The sequence below is a fragment of the Paenibacillus sp. FSL R7-0128 genome, assembly GCF_038002245.1.
Classification (GTDB): domain Bacteria; phylum Bacillota; class Bacilli; order Paenibacillales; family Paenibacillaceae; genus Paenibacillus_AQ; species Paenibacillus_AQ silagei.
Genome location: NZ_JBBOCD010000001.1, coordinates 1,094,905 through 1,119,139, shown reverse-complemented (window position 1 = coordinate 1,119,139; position 24,235 = coordinate 1,094,905). Strand labels below are relative to the sequence as shown.

Genomic DNA, 24,235 nt, shown 5'->3' with positions numbered 1-24,235 from the left:
TTCACCTTAGTTATGGAATACATAGAGTAGTAGGACGAATCGGATAAGCCCCCTGCACCCCGACAGATGATTTCAGTCAGTTCATACCCAGCGGCTGCCATGGCCGCAGTAAGGAGACGTTATGAAGAGTCAGCCAAGTCAGGAAAAGATTACGCTGCTCGTTATGCGTGAGGCCGGACGGCCTGTGAAGCAGCTGCAAATGTCAAAGCCCTTCGCTCTGGCGCTGCCTGCCGCGGCCGCGCTGTCCCTCTCCAGTCTGGTCACCTCCATGCATATCCATGCCTCCCGGTCCATCGCAGAGCTGGAGGCCGAAGCGGCCGCCTTATCACTGACCAATATCCGCATGGAGCTGAAGGTTGCCGATAAGGATCAGGCGCTACAGCAGCTGCGCGGCCAGGTCAGCGAGCTCTCGGAGGAAGCGGAGAGCATTAAAGACAAGCTGAAGAGTGTGACTGAGCTGGAAGAGCAACTGCAATCACTGATCAACAAAGAAACCACCTCTTCTGCTGCCGGTAGCGGTTCTAGTGCGGCTATCCGCACTGAAAATGTTGGCGCCAAGACCTACAGCGCGGATACGTCAACCTCAGCAGCTTCCTTCAAAGGCAGCCAGCCGGTAGTGGCAGATTTGCCTGATACCAGAGCAGGAACCGCAGCCGCCGGAAGCTATGGCAAGGTCAGCCGGTTAAGCGCCGGCCCGTTCATCCGGGAACAGCCGGAAGCTCTCTCTGCTGCCGTATCGCCTGCCCTCAACTTCCGGATCAGGGCTGCTGCTACAGCACTGAGCCTGCCTGCCAATCCGCAGGTCGGCGGTGAATATGTCGCCGTCTACGAGAATGATCCGCAGCGGCTGGTTGAGGAGACAAAGGACGACTTCGAGGAGATCCACAGCATAATGGATGAGATGATCAGCAGTATCTCAAGCACGATTACACAGGCCGAGAAGGCACACAAGACAAGAGCGGAGTTTCAGGCAAAACAAGCCCAGGAGAAGCAAGCCCGGCTGGCACGGGCCGTGATGTGGCCTACCGGCTCGAAGGTCATTACCTCCAGCTTCGGTTACCGCTCCGATCCTTTCAAGGGCGTCTCTGCTTATCATTCCGGGATTGATATTGCCGGAAATATCGGAGATGCAGTATACGCAGCACTGGGCGGCGTAGTTACCTCTGCAGAACAAATGGGAGCCCGGGGCAAATACATCATCATCAAGCATGACAATGGACTGGAGACCTGGTACATGCATTTGAACCAGATGATAGTCACCCCCGGTGAGCGGGTCGGCAAAGGGGAGCAGATCGGCATGCTGGGCAGCACCGGGCGCAGCACGGGCCCCCATCTGCATTTTCAGGTCGTGAAGCAGAACAAGCCGGTGAATCCGCTCAACTATGTTAAGCCTTCATAATATTAAGAATATAAGGAGGAATGCTGGAATGTGGAACAGACGTCAACCGGGTGCTTCACCCAAGTCAACCGACTCGCTGATCGGACATGGCGGCAAGCTTGAGGGGAAAGTGCATTGCGATACGAACCTGCGGATTGAAGGGAATTTCAGCGGGGAGATTCTGTGTGAGGGTACAGTGACGGTTGGTGAACAAGGCACCGTCCACTCCAGCATTGAGGCGCAGGAGATCATTATCGCCGGCAAGGTCTATGGAGACGTAACCGCCCAGCGGAAGCTCATTCTCACCGGAACAGGACAGCTGCATGGTAACATTGCCGCCGGTTCCCTGAGCATTACGGAAGGCAGCCTGCTGAACGGGGCTGTGGCCATGACCGAACAGCCCGCCCCTGAGACAGCGGGCGGGCTGCAAACGGTCAATACCAAGAAGACTGCAGGCAAGCGCAGAGAGAGCAAGCAGAGTAAGCTGGAGGGCGCATGAGCCGTAAGCTCTCAGCCTGTACGGTTACACTAGCCAGCCCTATCCTGCTACTTACGCTGCTACATCCCTTTTACGGAACACAATCCATGATACCGCCATGAATACCACATAATACACAGCCAGGACGGCAATCGCGAACCCCAGCGTCGCTCCCCCGGGACCGGTATCCGACACCACATAATTACTAAGATTCATATGGGCAAAAATCAGATAGTTCGCCCACTCATACCGGTCGGGGTTGAAGATGGCGATAAAGATATCCTTGGTGAACATGATCGACAGCGACAGCACAATCGCCAGGCCGCTGGAACGGAATACGCTGGAGATCATGAAGGCAATGGCTGCTGTCAGGAACAGCTCAATGTAGCTGCACAGAATCAGCATGAAGACATATTCCCCTTGCCCCCAGCCCATCACCATGTCCCCCGTAATCCCTGCAGCCCCGGAAGAGAAAATAAAGGCGGAGCCATAGCCGAACAGGATCAGCACTCCCGTGCTGACAAGACTGAAGATAACCAGCGAAATATACTTCGAGAGCAGAATCTTGGAGCGGCTCCAAGGGCGGATCAGCAGCAGCTTAATCGTTCCCCAGGTGAATTCGCCCGCTACGGAGTCGGCAGCCACTAAGGCAGTGAAGATGGTATTCAGGAAAAATGCGATGGTTACGGTGGTCCGGAAGCTGTCCCACAGCCCGACTACATTACTTCCGTTCGTGGTGAAATGAATTAGCGCCGGAAACAGCGCACTCATCAGTGCCAGAAGAACCAGCATAATCCATGTCCGCAGACGTCTGAATATTTTGATATTCTCATTATGTATGAGAGAAGCGAACTCACCCAATGCCTTCACCTCCTGTAATTTCCAAGAATTGATCTTCGAGCGAACGGGACAACGACTTGATGCTGTAGACCTTAATCCCGGCAGCTACCAGCTTGGCATTCAGCTCAGCAATCTCCTCCCGCACCGCATCTACTGCTAATCCGCCTTCCATGATTACACCTTGGCCGATCTGCGCCAGTGCAGCCTCAGGGTTATCTACCTCGAAGAACGTCTGGCTTACCGGTACCGCTGCATCCCCGACCGTCTTAAGCTGCTTCACATCGATCAGCCGGCCGTTCTGGATAATCGCCACACTATCGCACATCAGCTCCATCTCCGACAGCAGGTGACTGGAGACAAACACGGTTGTCCCCTCAGTCTGACACAGCTTGCGCAGATAATCACGCAGCTCGCGGATACCCTGCGGGTCCAGTCCGTTGGTCGGCTCATCCAGAATCAGCAGCTTCGGCCGGTGCAGCAGAGCCTGGGCTACCCCCAGCCGCTGGCGCATCCCTAAGGAATAGGTCTTGACCCGGTCATTGATCCGCTGACTGAGGCCGACCAGCTCAACTACTTCATTGATGCGCTCTTTGGTCACGCCTGGCACCATGCGGGCATACTGGCGAAGATTCTGGTATCCGGTTAGGAACTTGTACATTTCAGGATTCTCTACGATGGCCCCCACATTAGCTATGGCCTCTTCAAAATGGTCTTTGATGCTTCGTCCGCAGATCAGGATATCCCCGCGGCTAATGGAGATCAGTCCTACCATCATACGGATGGTAGTGGTTTTACCGGCTCCGTTCGGCCCGAGGAATCCGAAGATTTGCCCTGGTGGAATGTCGAGTGTCAAGTCGCTGATCAGCGTTTTGGAGCCTATTCTTTTGGTAACCCCCATCAGGCTGGCTACAGGCTTCACCACTTCTGCCGTATTCGGCATAACTTCACTTCCTTTCGTCGGTTTGGTGTGAAACGGGTACAGATAAACTTAAAGTGTCCATCGCAACTGCGGGAAAGGTTTGGACTTCCCCTCCGTTACTTACACTTTATTGTTATATCCAAAACCCGTTTCAACCATTTATATATTTTACCACACCTTTCCTTTTCCCTGAAATTAGGGAAGAAATGCAGGGAAAGTATAGAAAGGAAACAAAATCAATCTGCCGGATGAATGGGATACCCTGCACGCCAGCACAATGTATGCTGTTTTTCACATACACTTGGCCCGCCCACCCTCGCGCCAGCATCTTGTGGATAAATGAAGGAGCATTTCTCCTCCACAATTCTACACATACTTTATCACCATCAGACGAGACCCTAATTTCCTGTAAGAAAAACATAAGAGGCTACCTCTTCCATATGGGAAAGAGGTAGCCTCTTGAATTGACAATGCGCTCCGTCAATGCTGAAGCACATCACTTATGAAGTGTAAAATCTTAACCGCCAACACGCGCAAGCTCACGCATATTCGCTTCAAAAGCAGCCATCAGTGCAGCTTCACCGGTCAAACCGCTGCTCTCCACCTTGCGGATCTGCTCCAACATTCGTTTGTAATCCTTCGGAATGACACGGGCAAATCTCGGCAGGGCCTCATCCCATGAATCCAGAATTGCCCGGCCCGCATTACTGTCTGTATGCTGGGTATGGCGGCTGATCATAGCATGCAGTTCAGCAATTTCGTCCGCTTCCTCTACACGCTCCAGCAGCACCATCTCCAGGTTACAGCGTTTGATGAAGGTATTATCCGGATCGTATACATAAGCGATACCGCCCGACATCCCTGCTGCAAAGTTACGGCCTGTTGCACCCAGTACAACCACACGGCCGCCGGTCATGTATTCGCAGCCGTGGTCGCCTACGCCTTCAACGACTACATTCGCCCCGGAGTTGCGGACGGCGAACCGTTCACCGGCAATACCGCTCACATAAGCTTCGCCGCCGGTTGCTCCGTACAGCGCCGTATTTCCGATGATGATATTCTCTTCTGCCGCGAAGGTAGCCTTGCGCGAAGGCCGGATAATCAGCTTGCCTCCGGACAGCCCTTTGCCGACATAGTCATTCGAGTCGCCTTCAACGGTAATGGTGACGCCCTTCGGCACGAATGCCCCCAGACTCTGTCCCGCAGATCCGGTAAAGTGCAGGCGGATCGTATCGTCCGGCAATCCGGCTGCGCCGTATTTGCGCGTCAGCTCACTGCCGAGAATCGTACCCACGGCACGGTTCACGTTCGTGATCGGCAGGGAAGCTTCCACTGCCGTGCCGGATTCCAGCGCAGGTGCAGCAATATCGAGCAGATGCGTCATATCCAGAGTCTCTTCCAGACCGTGGTTCTGGAACTTGCTGCGGAAGCGTGTGCTTCCTTCCGGCATAGCCGGAATGTGCAGCAGGCTGCTCAGATCGACACCCTTCTTCTTCCAGTGCGTGGATGCCTTAACCGCATCCAGACAATCGGTACGGCCGACCATCTCTTCAATCGTCCGGAAGCCCAGCTCTGCCATAATCTCGCGCAGATCCTGTGCCACGAAGGTCATGAAGTTCACCACATGCTGCGGATCACCCATGAAGTTCTTGCGAAGCTCAGGGTTCTGGGTAGCTACGCCCACCGGACAAGTGTCCATCTGGCATACACGCATCATGATACAGCCTACGGCTACCAGAGGTGCAGTAGCGAAGCCGTATTCTTCAGCACCCAGCAGAACGGCTACCGCGAGGTCGCGCCCGCTGAGCATCTTGCCGTCAGTCTCCAGCACGACACGGTCGCGCAGATTGTTCAGCATCAGCGTCTGGTGGGTCTCCGCCAGGCCCAGCTCCCAAGGGAGTCCGGCATGACGGATGGAGTTCATCGGCGAAGCGCCGGTCCCCCCATCATAACCGCTGATCAGGATAATATCAGCGCGGCCCTTCGCCACACCTGCGGCAATGGTGCCGACGCCGACTTCAGAGACGAGCTTCACGTTGATGGCAGCGCGCGGATTGGCATTCTTGAGATCATAGATCAACTCTGCCAGATCCTCAATCGAATAGATATCGTGATGCGGCGGCGGCGAGATCAGTCCCACGCCTGCCGTTGAACCGCGGACCTCTGCCACCCAAGGGTATACCTTGCGGCCCGGCAGCTGTCCGCCTTCACCCGGCTTGGCGCCCTGCGCCATCTTGATCTGAATCTCGTCGGCGTTCACCAGATAGTTGGAGGTAACGCCGAACCGTCCCGAAGCGACCTGCTTGATCGCACTGCGGCGGGAATCGCCGTTAGCGTCCGTAAGGAAGCGCGCCGGATCTTCTCCGCCTTCCCCGGTGTTGCTCTTGCCGCCGATACGGTTCATGGCAATAGCCAGCGTCTCATGTGCTTCCTTGCTAATCGAGCCGAAGGACATGGCACCGGTCTTGAAGCGTTTCATGATCGATTCAGCCGATTCTACCTCATCCAGCGATACCGGAGCACCTACGCTCTTGAACTGCAGCATCGAGCGCAGCGTCTGGTGCTTCTCGCTTTCGCCCTGAACGAGCGCTGCATACTTCTTATACATCTCATAATCACCGCTGCGCACGGAGTGCTGAAGCAGATGAATGGTCTGCGGGTTGAACAGATGCTCTTCCCCGTCACTGCGCCACTGGTATTCACCGCCGGAATCCAGCACCATATCGTTGCCGTCTTTGTCGGTGAAGGCGCGGTTATGGCTGGCAAGTGCTTCTTGCGCCACTTCCGCAAGGCCAATTCCGCCGATACGCGAAGGTGTCCAAGTGAAGTAACGGTCTACGAACTCGGAATTCAGACCGACCGCTTCAAAGATCTGTGCCCCGCGATAGGACTGAATCGTGGAGATTCCCATTTTGGACAGAATTTTGACCACGCTCTTCGTAGCTGCCTTGATATAGTTCTTCACAGCCTTCTCATGCGAGATTCCGCGGAGCAGGCCTTGGCTGATCATGTCATCCAGACTCTCGAAGGCCAGGTAAGGATTGACCGCACTTACACCATAACCCAGCAGAAGCGCATAATGATGAACTTCACGCGGTTCGCCGGATTCCAGCAGGATGCTGACCTTGGTACGGGTTCCCGAGCGGATCAGATGGTGATGCAGGCTGGAGACTGCCAGGAGCGCCGGAATTGCCGCATTCTCGCGGTCTACACCCCGGTCGGACAGAATAAGGATATTATGTCCCTTGCCCATGACGCGGTCTGCCGCCTCATTCATCCGGTCAAGCGCAATTCTGAGACCCTCTGCCCCCAACTCGGCCGGGAAGAGAATCGGAATGGACATCGACTTGAAGCCCGCACGGCGGACATGACGGATTTTGGCGAAATCCTCGTTCGAGAGAATTGGAGAATCCAGCGAGATCTGCCGGCAGCTCTCCGGTTCTGCCTTCAGCAGGTTGCGTTCAGGTCCGATCGTAGTCGCTGTGGACGTTACCAGTTCTTCACGGATGGCGTCAATCGGCGGGTTGGTGACCTGGGCGAACATTTGCTTAAAGTAATTGTACAGGCGCTGCGGACGGTCAGACAGTACGGCCAGCGGCGAATCGTAACCCATGGAGCCGACAGCTTCGGCGCCTGTGGAGGCCATAGGCTCCAGCACCTTGCGCAGATCCTCGAAGGTATATCCGAAGGACTGCTGCAGCTGCTGCACATTATCATGCTTCGGATTCGGCAGCTCCGGTGCATCCGGGAGCTGATCGAGACCGATCAGATGCTCATCCAGCCACTCTTGATAAGGCTGCTCGGAGGCGATCTCGGCTTTGACCTCTTCGTCCGAGATAATCCGGCCCTGCTTCGTATCCACGAGCAGCATGCGGCCCGGTCTCAGCCGGTCTTTGTATAGAACATCTTCTGCCGGAATATCGAGGACACCCGCTTCAGAGGAAAGAATAATCAGATCATCTTTGGTGACATAGTAACGTGCAGGACGCAGGCCGTTACGGTCCAGGATGGCCCCGATCTGTACACCGTCGGTAAAGCCCATTGCGGCAGGTCCGTCCCACGGTTCCATCAGGGTGCTGTGGTATTCATAGAAGGCTTTCTTCTTCTCGTCCATGCTGTCATGATTGCTCCAAGGCTCAGGAACCATCATCATCGCCACATGGGGCAGGGAGCGTCCGCTCAGGTAGAGGAATTCAAAGGTATTATCGAACATGGCCGTATCGGAGCCGTCCGGGTTCACCACCGGCTTAACTTTGCTGATGTCTTCTCCGAACTTCTCGCTCTTGAACAGCGACTGGCGGGCATGCATCCAGTTCACATTGCCGCGAAGGGTGTTAATTTCACCGTTGTGAATCATGAAGCGGTAAGGGTGGGCACGTTCCCAGCTTGGGAAGGTGTTGGTACTGAAGCGGGAGTGGACCAGCGCAATCGCTGATTCCAGCGTCTCTTCCTGGAGGTCCAGATAGAATTGTCCTACCTGTACGGTAGTGAGCATGCCTTTGTATACGATCTTCTTGCAGGAAAGACTCGGCACATAGAAGGATTCGCCCTCTTCTGCCCCGCCGTAGCGGATTGCCAGCTCTGCCCGTTTGCGGATCACATACAGCTTGCGTTCGAAGGACAGATCATCCTTGATTCCCTCCGAGCGGCCGATAAATACCTGGCGTACGTAAGGCTTAGCAGCCTTGGCTGTCTTGCCGAGCATTTCGTCAAAGGTCGGGACATCGCGGTAACCGAGTACCTGCTGCCCCTCTTCCGCGATAATCTCGCTCAGGAGCGCCTCGTGGCGGGCGCGGATCTCCTCGTTATGAGACAGAAAGATCATGCCCACGCCATAATGGCCCGGCTCCGGAAGCTCAAAGCCCAGCTTCGCAGCTTCGCCGGCAAAGAAACGGTGGGGAATCTGCAGCATAATGCCGGCTCCGTCTCCAGAGTTCGGCTCGCTTCCCTGGCCTCCCCGATGCTCCATATTGAAGAGCATAGTCAGTGCATTACTGACAATATCATGGGACGGCTTGCCTTTTATATGCGCGACAAATCCCATGCCGCAAGCGTCTTTTTCGAACTGGGGATCATAAAGGCCCTGTTTGCCGGGCAGTTCAGTGTGTCTCATCACATGCAACCTCTCTATTATAAAGTAGACGGAATTCCAGGAAAATTTTTCAGCGGAAAATCTTAATAATTATTCAGGCAGAATTGGTGTTATTATTTTATCATCGAGCTGACATGAGCGCAATTTAAACTTTTTTATGAGCTTGATTAACATTTGCTTTTGCATTGCAGCTTTAGCGAATAAAAGCGTAAAAAAACTGTCGAATGTATAATTATGCATAAATGACGAATAAGCGCTTATGCACTGAAAGCGTTTCAATCATTTTCCCGGCCTGAAAACAGCACTTCCTTTAGCTATTTATATTTATGAATAAACCAAAAGCGCCCCGTAAAGGGGCGCTTTTGGTTCGTATGTTTTACAAAGAATGTTGTTGATTTATACAGTCAAAACTTGTTCACTTTTCAGTACCGCTTCATTGCCGCGGTCGCGGGTCATGAAGTAGGTAAAGGTAAGAGCCAGGAAGATTACCCCATAAGCGCCAAGCGTTCCTGCATCGGCCCACATGGAGCCGAAGTCTCCCGTAGAGATTACTGCCTTGAAGCCTTTGACACTGTAAGTCATCGGCAGCAGCGGATTGAAGATCTTCATCCAGTTAGGAATCAGCTCCAGCGGGAAGGTTCCTGCGCTTGTAGTCAACTGGAAGATCAGAATCAGAATGACTACGAAGCGGCCAGGCTGATCCAACCAAGTAACAATCGCTTGAATCATCCACATGAAGGCCAGGCTGGTAATGAACGAGAAGGCGTAGAACAAGGGTACATTCTGTACTTCAAGTCCCAGACCATACAAGACAATCAGGACAGCCAGCAGAGCCTGAAGCACACTCATCATGGAGAATGTAAGTGTACGGCTCATGAACCGGTTGAACCGGCTGGCGCCAATGACTTCGGAATCACGCATAGGGATAACAATCGTACAGATCAGAGCACCTACGAACAATCCGAGGGACAGGAAGTAAGGAGCGAATCCTGTGCCGTAGTTAGGCACCTTGTTAACCTTCACTTCTTCGATCTGTACCGGCTGGGCGAACATCGATACCAGTCCATCGGTCTTGTTCACCGATTTGGTCTGTGAAGCCGCATCGCCCAGCTTGCTTGCCAGCTCACCGGAGCCGGTCTTCAGCTCATCCAGGCCATCCTTCAGCTGCCCCGCTCCGTCACTTAGCTTCTTCGAGCCATCGGCTACCGAGCTAAGGCCGCTGCCCAGCTTGCCTGCGCCAGCCAGCAGCTTCGTGGTGCCGGCTTCCAGCGCCTTGCCGCCGTCTGCCAGCTTCACGCCGCCCGCTGCTGCGATGTCCAGCTTCGCGCCGAACTGTTTCATGCCTGCGGCCAGCTTCACGCCGCCGTTCTCCAGTGCGCCTGCTCCGGCGGCCAGCTGATTCTGGCCATCCAGCAGCTGTGTGCTGCCTGCGTAGAGCTTCTGCGCTCCCTCATGCAGCTGACCCACACCTGCATCCAGCTGCTGTGAACCGCTGTGCAGCTGATTCGCTCCCTGCAGCAGCTGCTCCTGGCCGCTGTTCAGGGCCGCAGCTCCGTCAAGGAGCTGCTGCTGGCCCTGGTCCAGCTGCGCCGCGCCTGCAGCTACTGCTGCGCTTGCTGCCACCAGCTTCTGCACCTCAGGGCTTGCTGCCAGCTGAGGATTCGACTTCGCCAGCGCCTGCAGACCGTCAGACACCGCCTTAGCTCCGGCTGCTGTCTTGGCACTTCCGTCCTTCGAAGCCGTAAGTCCGGCTTCAAGCTTCGCACTGCCCTCGGCGGAGGATGATAATCCGGCGGCTAGCTTCGCGCTGCCATCCACAACTGCCTTCGTACCTGTCTGCAGCTTCTCGGTGCCGACGACAGCCGACTTTGTTCCAGCCTGTAGCGAAGCTGTTCCGGCTGCCGTCTTCTGCAGCCCGGCATTCAGCTGCTTGCTGCCCGCTGCCGACTGCGTCACCCCATCCTGCAGCTGCTTATGCGCTGCGGATAACTGCTGCAGTCCTCCGGCCAGCGTGCTGCTGCCGGTTTTGAGTGCGGCTGCACCGTTATTCAGATCACTCACGCCCTGTGTAAGCGGCGCTACACCATCCAGCAGCTTGCCGGTGCCTTCGGTGAGGACTACCAGATTGTCCTTCAGCTTCAGCGCGCCGTCATCCAGCTTAGTGGCGCCGTCTGCGATCTTGGTCGCACCGTCTCCGGCTTCGCCCAGACCGTCTGCGATTTTGGTGATTTTATCAAACACAGAACTGGTATAAGCTTCTGTAATCTTGGCAGATACCTTGCTCTTGATATCCTTCACTGCCGTGCCGCCAATCTGGCCTGCCAGGAAGTTGTAGCCTTCATTCGGCTCGTAGATGATCTTGGCCGGCTGCGGATCTGCATCCAGCAGTGTAGTTGCCTTGGCCGAGAAGTCTTCCGGAACCACAATCGCCATATAATAGGTATTGTCCGCAAGCCCGGCTTCCGCCTGCTCCCGGCTGACGAAATTCCACTTGAACCCGTCCGTCTTCTTCAGCTCCGTGACCAGATCTTCTCCGGCGGTCAGCTTGGTGCCTTCATAATCAGCACCCTTATCCTGATTGACAACCGCTACCGGAAGCTCGTTCATTTTACCGTAAGGGTCCCAGAATGCTTTCAGGAACAATCCGCTGTACAGAACAGGAATAAATAGAATGGCGAACATGGAAATACGCATCTTGGGATTCTTGAATACCGCGCCAAGATCCTTCATAAACACGGATAAAGATTTCATTCTGGTTCTCTCCTTATGATCATATGCTCTCTCTTGAAAATACGATGTCTTGCTGTGAAATGATAGTTTCGTGAATATTACAGTAACACTGGATGACTGTTTTCCCCATTCGGTCATTCAAAGGCAAAAAAAATGGGTCTATCCTGTTCAGTACGATCCAACTCAGCACCATCCGCCTCAGCCCGTCAATTCCTATCAGGGAAAGCGCAGCTGTACGAAACGCCATCCCTATACCGGACTTAACTTCTACTGTGACAGCCCCTCTGCCAAAAACAGATGAAAGTAATACTTGATCTGTTCTTTGGTCAACGGCACATGTACCTTGCTCAGCTCAGCAGTAAGCGCGATATATAACCTGAACATTACCACCGACACAATCTGGGGATCGCAGGGTTTGATTTCCCCTTGACGAATGGCCTGCTCCACCTCCCGTTCCAGATATTCAAGCACCACACTCTCGATCTTGTCGAGTCCTTCACCAGCCTGCGGCGTTCCGAAGTCCAGACTCTCCTGGGAGAGCTTGATGAATAGCTCGTGTTCGCTCCGAAATTCCAGCAGGGCATCCAGCACACGGTGCAGATTATCAAAAAACGGCTTATCGCGCCTAATCTCCCGCTCGGCGATCATTTTCATCTCGAGGATAACATCGCGCAGGATTTCATCAAATAACTGTTCCTTGTTCGTAAAAAAGGTGTAAATCGTCCCTTTGCCGACATTGGCAATCTTGGCGACCTGGTCCATCGTTGTTGCCTTATATCCGAATAATGAAAAAGACTTCGTCGCCGCCTGCAGCACCTGCTGCCTTCGATCTACCACAGCCATTCATACACTCCCTTTCCTGAAGGATCGTCTGCCACTTCCGTTTTGACCATTTTACTAATCCGGTCACTCGGTCAAGACCAACTTTACCACTTTGCCTATACCTTTGCAATACTTTTGCTAAATTTTTTTATTTTATTGCAGTGTTTTAACTTTCTATTTACGTCTTATTTGTATAATGTGAGAAAAGAAGCAAAATCCCTAGTATAATATTAGGAGAAGCATGTACGCGGTAACCGCAGACGGACTACTAATGAAGCTATCTAACAAACCTATCTATAATGGAAAGTTGCAGGTGAACTTATGCGAAAGAAAAGAGTACTGCTGTTTTCGGAAGGCTTCGGCACGGGCCATACAGGGGCAGCCTATGCTCTGGCTGAAGGAATACGACTGCTGAATCCCGATGTTCAGTGCCGGGTCTTCGAGCTCGGAAAATTCCTGAATCCTACGGTCGCTCCTTGGATTCTTTCCGCTTACCGCAAAACTGTCAGCAGCCAGCCGAAGCTGGTCGGCATGATGTATAAGACCCAATATCATAAATCACTGAACCGGTTGACCAAGCTGGCCCTTCACCGGATTTTTTATACCCATGCCTCTCAGGTCATTGAACAGCTGCGGCCGGATCTGATTATCTGCACGCATCCGATTCCCGCTGCGGTCATCTCCAGGCTGAAGCACCAGGGGCTTGATGTACCGTTCTATACGCTGATTACAGATTATGATGCCCACGGCAGCTGGGTGAATGCGGAAGCCAACCGATATCTGGTATCGACCTCAAGGGTCAAGTCCATTCTTACGGGGCGCGGCGTCCCCTCCGAGCTGGTGACAGTGACCGGGATTCCCGTGCATCCGAAATTCTGGGAGTCCCAGGGCAAGACTAAGCTGCGCAAAGAGCTGGGGCTTGCCGACATCCCGACTGCGCTTATTATGGGCGGCGGCTGGGGCCTGATGTTCGGCAAGGATATTATGAACTCGCTCACCGCCCGGATCAATGAGATCCAGCTTATCTTCTGTATGGGCAGCAACGACAAGGCTATAGCCAAAATGCAGGCCAACCCCCTGTTGAACCATCCCAATGTAAGGATTCTCGGTTACAGCAGTGAGATCAACAAGCTGATGGATGCCTCAGATCTGCTGATCACGAAGCCTGGCGGAATGACCTGCACTGAAGGTCAGGCCAAAGGCATTCCGATGCTGTTCTATAACGCCATCCCCGGCCAGGAAGAGAAGAACAGCCAGTATTTCGTCGAGCTGGGACTGGCCGAGATGCTGAATCCGGGCGTCGTGGACAAATGGTTCTCCATGCTGCTAAGCGAATATGCCGGATTCGGGGGACCGCAGAAGCGCAAGGCCTCTCCGGACCTCCAGCAGCCGCAGCACTGCGCCGCCACCATTCTTAAGATGCTTGGGAAGCCAGCTGCGGAAGCGGTCTTCTCCGAGGCGTGGAGCGCCCCTCCGCCCAAAGTACGGAGCGAAGAAGCCGTCTATGTCACACCTTAAGCCCTTATCCTGATTCCCTAACACAAAGAACCTCCAGCCCATAGATCCTGCGGGCTGGAGGTTTTTGCATTACATAAGGCCGTAACAGAATAGACGTATAGCGTCTGATGTGCAGCGGGCTTTTTTATTTATAAAAGGTATGATTGCCGATGGTCTTGGCGAATGTCCGTGAATGATGCACGGTCAAATCCTGTGCCAGCGTCAGCGACAGGAAGAAATAGGTATCATCCGTAACCTCTTTGACCCCCATAAGCGCTGCATTCACAGCCTTAATACTATCCGCATTTGGCTTCACGCGTTTAAGACGCCCGTTGGCCACAGGACTGAACTGCCTTTTCTGATAAATGACTTCTCTAATAGTGTCGGGATAATTGGCTGACCGCAGCCGGTTTAGAACAACGTTGGCAACTGCCACCTTGCCCTTGTACGGTTCGCCTTCTGCCTCTGCCATGACGATTTTTTGCAGCAGATGCAGGTCTTCTCCGGATACGGCGTAGCTCCAGGTAGCTTCAGCTTGCTGCTCCTTGGGTAGTAGCTTGGTCCGGGAGAAGAACAATGTTGCGGGGGGATGTTGCTGAGTTACAGCCTTGCTTGATTTCACACTCTTCGTCCCCGTTGCCGCGATCTTGGGCGCTTGCGCCACTGGCGGCGATGCTTTCACCACAGTTACCTTAGGCTTAGTCACAATGGAAGCCGGCTTGACAGCGTCCTTGCGCTGCAGCTTCTCGGGACTTAACCATCCTGCACTCACCGTGCGGGTCCAGGTATGAACCGGTTTGGCAGCTGTGGTGTAGAGCATGGGTGTAATGATTCCGGCTGAATGGCTTGTCCTGTGCAGGACCGATGCGGCTTGCGGAATAAGCTGCTCTACCGATTGATGGCTTGCAGACTTCAGCTTACCCATTTCTATTACATTCTCCCCGGTAGCAGCAGTTCCTTCGGGGTTCATCAAACTTATCGCTGAGAAAGACACTAGGATTACACCAACCAGCAGCGCAATATAGCGGCTCTGTTTGAAAATCAACATGTTTTACCTCCTATTTTACGGCACATTCCTATTGTATGTAACCGAAAATGGAAGCTTTGAAAACTTTCTTGTCGATTTTATATTCAGAAAAATGTAAATTTTTCAGTCATTTCATACATAGGAATGGCATGCATCCTGGTAGCATACACCACAAAACCCTCTACCGTCCAGCCTATGTCTGGAAGTAATTCGCCCGGGGGCTGATTCTTTATCCGTAAATTTTCCAGCTGCTCCAGCGTAAACGGATCTTCTCCTCGGTATTTGCGGGCTACTGTCAAATGGGGATTGTACGTTCGCATCTCTGGGGTATAGCCTAGGGGAAGGGTCGCTGAAACTACCTTTTGCTGCAGCTCCTTCAGCGGCTCCAATTCGCCGGAAATCCCGGCCCAGAGCACTCTTGGCGAGTCTGGAAGACCGAAGGTGCCCCATTCGCCGAGCTTCAGCTGAAAGCCTTTACTTGAACGCGCAACCTTCCGGAGTGCCTCATAGAGAGATGGAATATTTTCCCTGGGGGTATCTCCAAGAAATTGAAGCGTAATATGGAAATCTTTGAAATGTGTCCATCTGGCAAATTTAAGTCCGGACGACACACGGGCAGACTCATTCTTCAGATATTCAAGCAGCGTATCAGGCAACGGCACCGCAACGAACAGACGCTCAACTTCTTGCTCCGGGTCCAAATGGCTCATGCGAATTTCACCTTTCCAGACAGATTTGTTATGCTTATCTATACTTATCGTCTATTTCTCTACTGAAATGTAGAACAGGAGGGAACCATCATGACTAAATCCATCGTTTGTATGCAGCAGCTGTCCTCTGCTCAACAGGAACTGATCCGCGCCGCTGCACCAGAGTACACCCTTACCCTTGGAGATTCCAGGAACCCTGATCTGGAGCTGCTCTCCGGCGCAGAGATTATTATCGGCTGGGGCAAAGGCATCCGGGACACTGTGCTGCGCCAGGGCTCACCGCTCCGCTGGGTACAAGCCTGGTCCGCCGGAGTAGAGAAGCTTCCGCTGGATGCCCTGAAGGAACGCGAAATTCAGCTGACGAACGCCAGCGGCGTGCATGCGGAACCGATTACTGCTGTCATCCTCAGCTTCATGCTAATGTTCACGCGGAATATGCACACAGCCATCCGTAACCAGCAGAACCGCCGCTGGCACTCGGACGGACAGGAGAGCGAGCTGACCGGCAAGACAATCGTCATCGCCGGAACCGGCGCGATCGGCAGCGAGACCGCCAGAATCGCCCAAGCCTTCCGGATGAAGACGGTCGGTGTCAGCCGCTCCGGGCGACCGGTGGACGGCTTCGACCAGATCTTCACCACCAGGGAGCTGAAGGACTCCGTTCGCGAAGCAGACTTCGTAGTCAACACGCTGCCGCTCACCGACGAAACGCGCGGGCTGTTCGATGCTGAGGTCTTCTCCGCCTGCAAGCAGGGGGCCTACTATATTAATATTGGCCGCGGCGTCACCACGCATACGGACGATCTGATCGCTGCCCTGAACAGCGGCCAGCTGGCCGGTGCGGGCCTCGATGTCTTCGAGACCGAGCCGCTGCCGGAGGACCACCCGCTCTGGGGCATGGAGCAGGTCATCATCACCCCTCACTGTGCCGGGGTAACCGACCGCTATGCCGACCGGGTGGTCGACATCTTCGTGGAGAACATGAAGGCCTACCTGGAATCCGGCAAGCCTTCGCGCAATCTGGTGGATTATAGCCGCCAGTATTAGGGGGCTTGGGCGGCCGGGGAGACTGGTGCGCTGTGTCGCATACATGCCCAGCTCATTCAACTCTTTTAACTAATTTCAGCAATTCAGTTCATTCAGTGATTCACGAATTCACACATAATAAAGAGCCTCTGCTAAACTAAGCAGAGGCTCTTTATTTACTTCCATCCCTAAATAGATTGAACTTGAAATTCACCCATTAGGGAGCAGTGGCGGAAGAGAAGTTTGGAACTGTAGGAGCGTTAGCGTCCGCCTTTAGATTTGTATTTCTACTGCTTACAGCAGCTTAAATGAGGAAATACAAATCTAACAGCGGCCGGAAGTCCAAACATTCTCTGCAGTCACGGCGTATCCCTAATCTCCGAAATTTCGCTGCTTCAATCTATCCCCCTCACACCTTAAAGCGAGTCACCGACTCCCGGAGCTCCGCAAGCAGCAGCTTCAGCTCCGAGATGCCGTTAGCCACAGCGGTGGTCGAGCTGAGCTGCTCATGCGCTGAAGCCGAGGTCTCTTCGACACCTGCCGCCGATTGCTGGGAGAGTGCCGAGATATGCTGGCTGAACTCGTTCATGGTCTCGCTGGCACCGGTCATTTGCTGCAGATCCTGGCTCATCTCGTCGATAGTCACCGCCATCATGCGGACCGAGCCGTTGATCTCAGCCAGCGCATCACCGGTCTCGACAATCTGCCGGCTGCCTTGCTCCGTCTTGGCTACCCCGCCGCGCAGCTGCTCTACCATGGTTCTGGAGTCGAGCTGGATGCCCTGCGTAATCTCTGTGATCTCCGAGACCGTCTGTTGCACATCCTCTGACAGCTTCCGCACCTCCTGTGCGACAACGGCGAAGCCGCGTCCGCTGTCACCGGCCCTTGCTGCTTCAATAGCGGCATTGATCGCCAGCAGATGGGTCTGCTCCGAGATGCTTCGTATGGCCCCCACCAGATGGAAGATACCTTCATTCTTGCGGTTCAGCTCTTCTACGGTGTCCATAGACTGCGAGACCGCATCGGCAATCTCGTTCATCTGCGCCACGGAGCTTTCCATGAGCGCCCGGCCCTTTTCACCCTTTTGACGTACCTGCTCTGAATGATTGGAGAGATCCGTACCTCTGCCGGCAAAATTCTCAATTAACGTATTCAGCTCCTCCACCGCCTTGGAGGCATCCACCGCTGCTTCGGCCTGGCTTCCGGAGGCTGTGGCCAGCTCTTCCATCGTCAGCGCAATCTGGCTGCTGCCTTCCTTGGTTTCAGCAATTGTATGCATCAGCACATCGCCCTGCTCCGTAATGACCCTGGATACATTTCTGATCCGGCTGACCATTTCCAGCAGCGTGCGGTTCGTTTCATTCACGGTCTTGGCCAGCAGGCCAATCTCGTCCTTGTTGCGGATCAGCGTCTCTTCCGCCGTCAGATCCCCGCTCGAGATCTGCTGCAGCTGCGCCGTTACTTTCTTCAGCGGATTGATGATCGTTCTGCGGACGAACATGTTCACCAGACCGATAACGATAAGGACAATCAGCACAGTTGCAATATTCATTCTCCCGGCGGTATTGAAAATACTCGCAGAAGTTTTGCCCTCGTCCTCAGCATCCTTCTGGCTGTGCGCCACCAGCGCATCCAGATCTACCTGCATGGAATTAAAAGCGTCAATCCCTTTCCGCGATACCTCCAGGGCTAATTTCTCGTCATTCGAGCTGCTGAGCAGGATCGCCTGATTGTTGACAGTCAAGAACTCGCCCCATTTCCCGACAAGCGACTGTAATTGCTTCAGCTCCTGCTCTCCTTTCAGATTGGCTTTATATTCCTTAAAAGTATCCGCTACTTTGCCGATGAATTTGGACCGTTCTTCCGCAAGCGCGTTTTTGTCCGCGTTATCAGTGCTCAGGATATGCTGCAGGCTAAGGGCCATAACATGCTCTGTAAGGTAATTGACATTGTGTATTTTGTTCAGCTCGGGAATGATATTTTTAATAATGTTCCCGGTGTTCTTCTGCATATTGTTCATTTGATAGAGCGAAACCCCGCCGCTAATCATAACGAATACAGCCAGAGCCGCATAACCGTAGGCTATCTTGGAGCCGATGCTTTTTCTGCCCCGGAACAGACTTGCCTGCTGCTCCTTGTCTGCTCCCTTCCTCCCTTTTCCTAACAGATCCTTCAGTCGCTGACCTATACCCACACCTGTGTGCCCCCTTGATAATATCTGGATGTTTACACCATTTTCCATCTGATTTCATTTATTTTCATAAAAAAAGCAAAAAAAAATAGGTTACATTTACTATGTCGGCAACAGTCGGTTAAAAATTTACATGTTTCTCTCGATGTAAGGTTTTACCTGCCAGCCCAAACGGCGGACAGGTAAAGGCTCCACATATATAGGTCTAATCCAGTATAGGTCTAATCCAGATCGTATATCGAACCGACCTTCAGCCCGTACAGCTCATTGTAGATTTTCTCGGCAAAGGCATCGGTCATTCCGGCGATATAATCGGTCACCATATGCTCCCAGGTCCAGATCGGCTTGGCCGACTTCTGATCCTTCTCGAACCGCTGCAGCCAGTCCGAAGGGATAATGCTCCGGGAGGTCTCGGGATCAAGGAATGCCTCCCACAGCCGCCGCAGTATCCACTCGCTCCGTTTCTGCAGACGCTGCACGCGCAAATCGCGGATCATCGTTACCCAGGCGAAGCTTTTGAGCACACTGACGGTCCGCAGCATATCCTCATCCTCCTTGCCTTCCTTAATGAAGGTAACCTTCTTCCAGTCCCCGTCCCCGATTACGCCAAGGCTGGCGACAAAGGTGCTGACCCAATAGGCCTTGACTTCACGGCGGGTGCGGGAATAGTCATTCTCACAGGTAGGCATCTTCTCCTTCCAGACCCGAAGGAATGAACTCAGCACCTCCTCCACCTTGAAGCGGATCGCCGACTTGTTCCAGCCGGACCAGAAGGCATCCTCAAGCGTAGTGATCTTCTCCACAATCAGCCGCTGGATATAGTCGTCATGCAGGAAATGCTCATGTACCTCAATCTTACCGGCCTTGATGCCGTCCTCCAGATCATGCGCCGAATAAGCAATATCGTCACACAGGTCCATCAGCTGCGCTTCCAGCGTCTTTTTGCCTGCCGGAATTCCCCACTGGGTGCGGATCTCATGGATATACTCCCATTCATGCAGATACATCCCCTTCTTCAGCACCGTCCCGGGAAAAGGATATTTGTTAATGCCCAGCAGCACCGCGTCCGATAGGTTCAGACCGTCGATATTCTCGCGCTTCTCCAGGAACATAATCAGGCGGAAGTTATGGGCGTTCCCTTCAAAATGCTCATATTTGCGCTTCATGCTCTCATGAATCGTCTGCTGCTGAACCGGACCTGCGCCTGACTTGGCCACTGCCTCCACCGTCTTGCGGGTAACCAGCTTCTCCAGCAGGCTGTCCAGCACCTCTTCTCCCTTATGTCCAAATGGGGGATGTCCGAAGTCATGGGCGATTGCCGCACATTCCACTACCTCGGGATCAATGACCAGGCCCGGATTCTCCGCCGCTCCTGTCTCTACTTCCGGGTAAGAACGCAGCAGACTCTTGGCCGCTTCACGGGCAATCTGCGCCACCTCCAGCGAGTGGGTCAGGCGCGTCCGGTAGTAATCCCCGGTTCCGGCCCCGAACACCTGCGATTTGCCCTGCAGCCGCCGGAAGGTCGGCGAATGGATCAGACGCGAATAGTCGCGTTCATATGCGGCTCTGGAGGTCTCCAGCTTCGTGATTTCGGGATATTGTCTATGCTCTCTTTGTTCAATCAGTCTCATCTCCGCCGCCCCTATTCCTTGATCTGTATTTAGTAACTTATTATAAGTCATTTCTGCCGGAACTTTCACTCTAAAATGCAAATCGCCCTGCGGGCTGCTATAGATGCATAGCAACCAAGGGGGATAGAGCATTCTAAGACTTAAGCAGCAAGAACCGCTTATAAAAACAAGTGTGGAGTGAATTTGAGAGCCATGAGAACAGCCACCCGATTGACCGCCGCAGTTCTTGCCGCACTGGCGCTGATGCACAGCCCTTCCGATCTGGCCCTGGGCAGTCCGAACAAGGCAAAAAACCGCTACTACTATGAGGAGCGCGGCGATATGATCTGGGAAGTGCGCACCAGCCAGAAGGTGATTGCGTTGACCTTCGATGACGGCCCGGACCCCCTGGAGACGGACGGCATTCTGGAGGTGCTGCATGAGTATCAAGCGAAATGCACATTTTTTGCGATTGGCAAGCGGATCGCCGCTTATCCCGATGTCGCCAGACGCGTGATTAATGAAGGACATGAGCTGGCGAACCATACCTATAATCATGTCTATTTCAAAAGGCCGATCTCCGGGGAGCAGATTCAGGAGGAGCTTGCGCTGACGGAGAAGGAAATTATGAAGATATCCGGCAGACACAGCAGCCTGTTCAGACCGCCGGGCGGCATGTATGACGAGACGCTGATCGATGTGTCCAACAGCATGGGCCTTAAGCCCGTGCTGTGGTCCTGGCATCAGGACACCCGCGACTGGAACCGCCCAGGCGTCTGGAACATCTCAAGCCGGGTGATCCGCAATGCCAAGAGCGGCGATATTGTCCTGTTCCACGACCATGTCCACGGGCCGTCGCAGACGAAGGAAGCACTGAAGATCATTCTGCCTGAGCTGAGGAAGCAGGGCTTCCGGTTTGTTACCGTCTCGGAGCTGATTCAGCTATCCGATGTGCAGCAGGCGAAGACAGACCGCCATATGACCTATTAGGGGGCCTGCCCGGATTGCACAGGTTCACAAAATAAGGTAGTCTTGAGCATAATAAGGCTATCCTAATATGGCTATTTGTGAATCTGCCGATGTCCATCCCCCAGGAGGGTACAATACATGACCGAGAATACTTCCTATACAACCGAGGAAATCGCCCGGCTGCTCAAAATCTCCAAGCTCAAGGTCTATGATCTCATTAAAAAGGGCGAGCTGCCCTCTTACCGTGTCGGCAAGCAGATGCGGGTTGACCTCTCTGATCTGGAGAGGTACAAGCAGAATTCCCGCAACAGCGGGCCTTCTGCGCATCCGCTGCCCGGGGGCGGGCTGAGCGAAGCTGCATTGCCTCAGGCGCAGTCAGCGCAGCAGATGGGCCCCCCGTTCGCTGCGCCTTATCAGGCCTTCGCCTCCCCGCCGCCGCACAGCATGAAGAGCAGCGGTGTACATGTAGTCATTACCGGGCAGGATATGTCACTTGATATTCTGGCGACCCATCTGGAGCGGACCCTGCCCTCCACCCGCCCGCTCCGTTCCTATGCAGGCAGTCTGGACAGCCTCATCGCCATGTATCAGGGCGAATCAGATATTGTCAGTACCCATCTGCTGGATGGCGATAGCGGCGAGTATAACCTGCCCTATATCCGCAAGCTGCTCGTAGGCTTCTCCTATATTGTAGTGCATCTGCTAACACGCAGCGCAGGCTTCTATGTGCAGAAGGGCAATCCGCTGGGCATCCGCAGCTGGGGGGATCTCCGGCAGGACGGGCTAACGCTGATTAACCGTGAGCGCGGCTCCGGCGCCCGGGTGCTGCTGGATGAACAGCTGCGCCTGCATGGAATTCCGTCTTCCCGCCTGAACGGATACTCTAATGAAGAGAACAGCCATCTGGCAGTAGCCAGCCTGGTGGCAAGAGGCGGGGCGGATGTGGGCATCGGCACCGAGAAGGCGGCCAAAATCATTGACGGCATCGACTTCATTCCGCTGATCCGCGAGCGCTACGATCTGGTCATGGTGAAGAAGCCGGAGAATGAAGCCTGGATTAACGCCATTCTGGATATTCTGCGCTCGGAGGCCTTCCGCAGTGAGCTAAGCTCGATTCACAGCTATGATCTGAGCGAGACGGGCAATATTATTTACGAGACTTGAAACCAATAGAAACCAGCCTAAGGGATGTCCGGTTGCGAGCTTTGCCATCCGGTAGTCCCTTGGGCTGCTAACTTGCTGCCGAATCTAGCAGTTGCTATTTTCCCGGCCGAACGAGGAGGAACGCATGTTATCCACAATACCGCAGGCAGCGTTCAGGCTGGAGCGCTTGTTTTTTTCAAGCGTACACAGCTATTACGGAAGATTGGCAGAAGGGGAAGCTTTGCCCCGAAGGACCCTTCACCACCATGCCTTGTGTTATGTCACAGAAGGTAAAGGACAGATTATCCTAAATGGAGGGCTGCTTACAGCGAATAAAGGAGATTTCTTTTTGTTGTTGCCCGAAACTTCAGTGGAAGGCAAAGCGCTGACGACAGAACCGCTACGTTATGTGATCATTTTCTTCTCCTGTATACAGCTTCGTAAGGATCACAGGCACCAGGAGCTACATCCTCCGGTATTTCCGGTTAGCGGGAAGCTTGAAGCATCTGGCCATCCGCAGGCTGCAGAGATCAACCGGCAAATGACCTCCTTTCACCGTACCCGTAACCTGGAGGAAATCATGCACGCCAAGCACCGGCTGCAACAGCTGCTCGCGTTGATACTTCAACCAAGTAAGCGTATTGTGCAGGACAAGGCTGTAGGGATGGATATTGTGCTTGCCCACATGAAGAACAACTACAACCAAGAGCTTAAAGTTGGGCAACTGGCTCTAATGGCGGGCTTAAGCACCAATCATTTTATCAGAGCGTTCAAGCAGCTTACAGACAAGACACCTATGGCCTATTTGCAGGAGGAACGGATAAAAAGGGCCAAGCAGCTGCTCTTCTCTTCCGAACGTGTCAAGCAGATCGCCAAGGAAGTGGGCTATAAGGACGAGCATTATTTCAGCCGGGTATTCAAGAAATCGGAAGGCGTGGCACCGGCCGGTTACCTCAAAAACAATCATATCCGTATTGCTGTTCTCTACTATGGTCTGGATGATTATCTGATGACACTTGGATTGATGCCAGTGGCTGCGCTGTCTTACCGGGAGCGGGTGTCAAGAAATTACAGCCTTCCCCACTCCGGTATACTGGAGCAGGACATAGTCCGCCTGAACGGTTCCCGGTTGAATTATGAAGAGCTGGCACGGTTGAAGCCTGATCTGATTATTGGGAGCGACCGCCTGTTACCAGGCGAGCTGCTGGAGTCCATCGCACCGACGGTTGTTCTTAAGCATACCGATAATGTGGAGCAGCAGTTGTCCCGTTTGTCCCGCATTCTGGGCAGAGAGCAGCAGGCAGACGACTGGATGAACCGCTACGCAGAGCAGAAGCACCTCCTTAGATCACAGCTGGAAGCACAGGATGTGCGGCCCACAGTTTCTTTTATCAGAGTCAGCTCTGAATTCTACCGCTTATACGGCGCCTCCAATCAGACAGGAACTCTGCTATACCAAGATCTTGGACTGAGTCCGCCCCCCTCAACCCGTGAGCAGACTGAAGCAATGGATTTCGAGATTCATGAGCTTCCCCGGCATAACCCGGGAACCATCTTTTTGGCTGCGGACCCTACCCTGGAATCGAGACAACGGCTGGAAGCACTGCTCTCGTCCAGAGAATGGTCTTCCCTGGATGCAGTGAAGCAGTCCCGGGTATTCGATGCCGGAGATCTGTTGTTCAAAACACTCGGACCCTCAGGCAGAAAGTGGGCCATGTCGTATGTTGCATCCCGGATTAGCAGGCCGGCCGATAGAATTATCCACGCCAACACAGGGTTATAATCCATTGTAAAGTAGGTATC

16 protein-coding genes are annotated in these 24,235 nt (G+C 53.7%); 7 read left to right on the top strand and 9 right to left on the bottom strand.

Annotated elements, in window-relative coordinates; genetic code table 11:
• Positions 1-121: 121 nt before the first annotated feature.
• Both NST26_RS04595 and NST26_RS04590 read left to right on the top strand, forming a co-directional pair.
• Complete coding sequence (locus tag NST26_RS04595) at positions 122-1,399, top strand: M23 family metallopeptidase (RefSeq protein WP_340978679.1); 1,278 nt, start codon at positions 122-124, stop codon at positions 1,397-1,399.
• Positions 1,400-1,427: 28 nt separating this feature from the next.
• Positions 1,428-1,877, top strand: a complete 450-nt coding sequence (locus tag NST26_RS04590) for a bactofilin family protein (RefSeq protein WP_340978678.1) — start codon at positions 1,428-1,430, stop codon at positions 1,875-1,877.
• A gap of 51 nt (positions 1,878-1,928) precedes the next feature.
• Here NST26_RS04590 and NST26_RS04585 read toward each other — a convergent pair whose 3' ends face one another.
• From NST26_RS04585 to NST26_RS04565, 5 genes are all read right to left on the bottom strand, one after another.
• Entirely contained in the window at positions 1,929-2,717 is a 789-nt protein-coding gene (locus NST26_RS04585) for an ABC transporter permease (RefSeq protein WP_340978677.1), read from the bottom strand.
• Entirely contained in the window at positions 2,710-3,636 is a 927-nt protein-coding gene (locus tag NST26_RS04580; RefSeq protein ID WP_339253930.1) for an ABC transporter ATP-binding protein, read from the bottom strand. The genes NST26_RS04585 and NST26_RS04580 overlap by 8 nt, the downstream gene beginning before the upstream one ends.
• A gap of 496 nt (positions 3,637-4,132) precedes the next feature.
• Positions 4,133-8,728, bottom strand: a complete 4,596-nt coding sequence (gltB, locus tag NST26_RS04575; protein WP_340978676.1) for a glutamate synthase large subunit — start codon at positions 8,726-8,728, stop codon at positions 4,133-4,135.
• Between the two features lie 375 nt (positions 8,729-9,103).
• Entirely contained in the window at positions 9,104-11,458 is a 2,355-nt protein-coding gene (locus tag NST26_RS04570; protein WP_340978675.1) for a YhgE/Pip domain-containing protein, read from the bottom strand.
• A 246-nt stretch (positions 11,459-11,704) separates the two neighbouring features.
• The gene (locus NST26_RS04565; protein WP_076081070.1) at positions 11,705-12,280 is read right to left on the bottom strand and encodes a TetR/AcrR family transcriptional regulator; all 576 of its coding nucleotides are present in this window, start codon (positions 12,278-12,280) and stop codon (positions 11,705-11,707) included.
• 300 nt (positions 12,281-12,580) lie between these two features.
• Here NST26_RS04565 and NST26_RS04560 point away from each other — a divergent pair, with 300 nt between their 5' ends.
• Positions 12,581-13,777: a UDP-N-acetylglucosamine--LPS N-acetylglucosamine transferase gene (locus tag NST26_RS04560; protein WP_036723158.1), complete on the top strand. Its 1,197-nt coding sequence runs from the start codon at positions 12,581-12,583 to the stop codon at positions 13,775-13,777.
• A gap of 124 nt (positions 13,778-13,901) precedes the next feature.
• Here NST26_RS04560 and NST26_RS04555 read toward each other — a convergent pair whose 3' ends face one another.
• Positions 13,902-14,804, bottom strand: coding sequence for a cell wall hydrolase (locus NST26_RS04555; RefSeq protein ID WP_036723157.1), 903 nt, complete (start codon positions 14,802-14,804; stop codon positions 13,902-13,904).
• An 83-nt stretch (positions 14,805-14,887) separates the two neighbouring features.
• Positions 14,888-15,493: an RNA 2',3'-cyclic phosphodiesterase gene (thpR, locus tag NST26_RS04550; protein ID WP_340978674.1), complete on the bottom strand. Its 606-nt coding sequence runs from the start codon at positions 15,491-15,493 to the stop codon at positions 14,888-14,890.
• A 90-nt stretch (positions 15,494-15,583) separates the two neighbouring features.
• Here thpR and NST26_RS04545 point away from each other — a divergent pair, with 90 nt between their 5' ends.
• Complete coding sequence (locus NST26_RS04545) at positions 15,584-16,540, top strand: D-2-hydroxyacid dehydrogenase (protein ID WP_340978673.1); 957 nt, start codon at positions 15,584-15,586, stop codon at positions 16,538-16,540.
• A gap of 388 nt (positions 16,541-16,928) precedes the next feature.
• On the opposite strand, the gene NST26_RS04540 is transcribed toward NST26_RS04545, so the two are convergent.
• Positions 16,929-18,713: a methyl-accepting chemotaxis protein gene (locus tag NST26_RS04540; protein ID WP_339253918.1), complete on the bottom strand. Its 1,785-nt coding sequence runs from the start codon at positions 18,711-18,713 to the stop codon at positions 16,929-16,931.
• A 218-nt stretch (positions 18,714-18,931) separates the two neighbouring features.
• On the bottom strand, positions 18,932-20,341 hold the full coding sequence (locus NST26_RS04535) for a deoxyguanosinetriphosphate triphosphohydrolase family protein (RefSeq protein ID WP_339312958.1): 1,410 nt from the start codon (positions 20,339-20,341) through the stop codon (positions 18,932-18,934).
• Between the two features lie 192 nt (positions 20,342-20,533).
• Between NST26_RS04535 and NST26_RS04530 the strand changes: the two genes are divergently transcribed.
• The 3 genes from NST26_RS04530 to NST26_RS04520 all read left to right on the top strand — a co-directional run bounded on the left by NST26_RS04530 (position 20,534) and on the right by NST26_RS04520 (position 24,215).
• Positions 20,534-21,310, top strand: a complete 777-nt coding sequence (locus tag NST26_RS04530) for a polysaccharide deacetylase family protein (RefSeq protein ID WP_339253915.1) — start codon at positions 20,534-20,536, stop codon at positions 21,308-21,310.
• Positions 21,311-21,427: 117 nt separating this feature from the next.
• Positions 21,428-22,453: a helix-turn-helix transcriptional regulator gene (locus NST26_RS04525; protein ID WP_340978672.1), complete on the top strand. Its 1,026-nt coding sequence runs from the start codon at positions 21,428-21,430 to the stop codon at positions 22,451-22,453.
• A 124-nt stretch (positions 22,454-22,577) separates the two neighbouring features.
• The gene (locus NST26_RS04520) at positions 22,578-24,215 is read left to right on the top strand and encodes an ABC transporter substrate-binding protein (protein WP_340978671.1); all 1,638 of its coding nucleotides are present in this window, start codon (positions 22,578-22,580) and stop codon (positions 24,213-24,215) included.
• Positions 24,216-24,235: the final 20 nt, after the last annotated feature.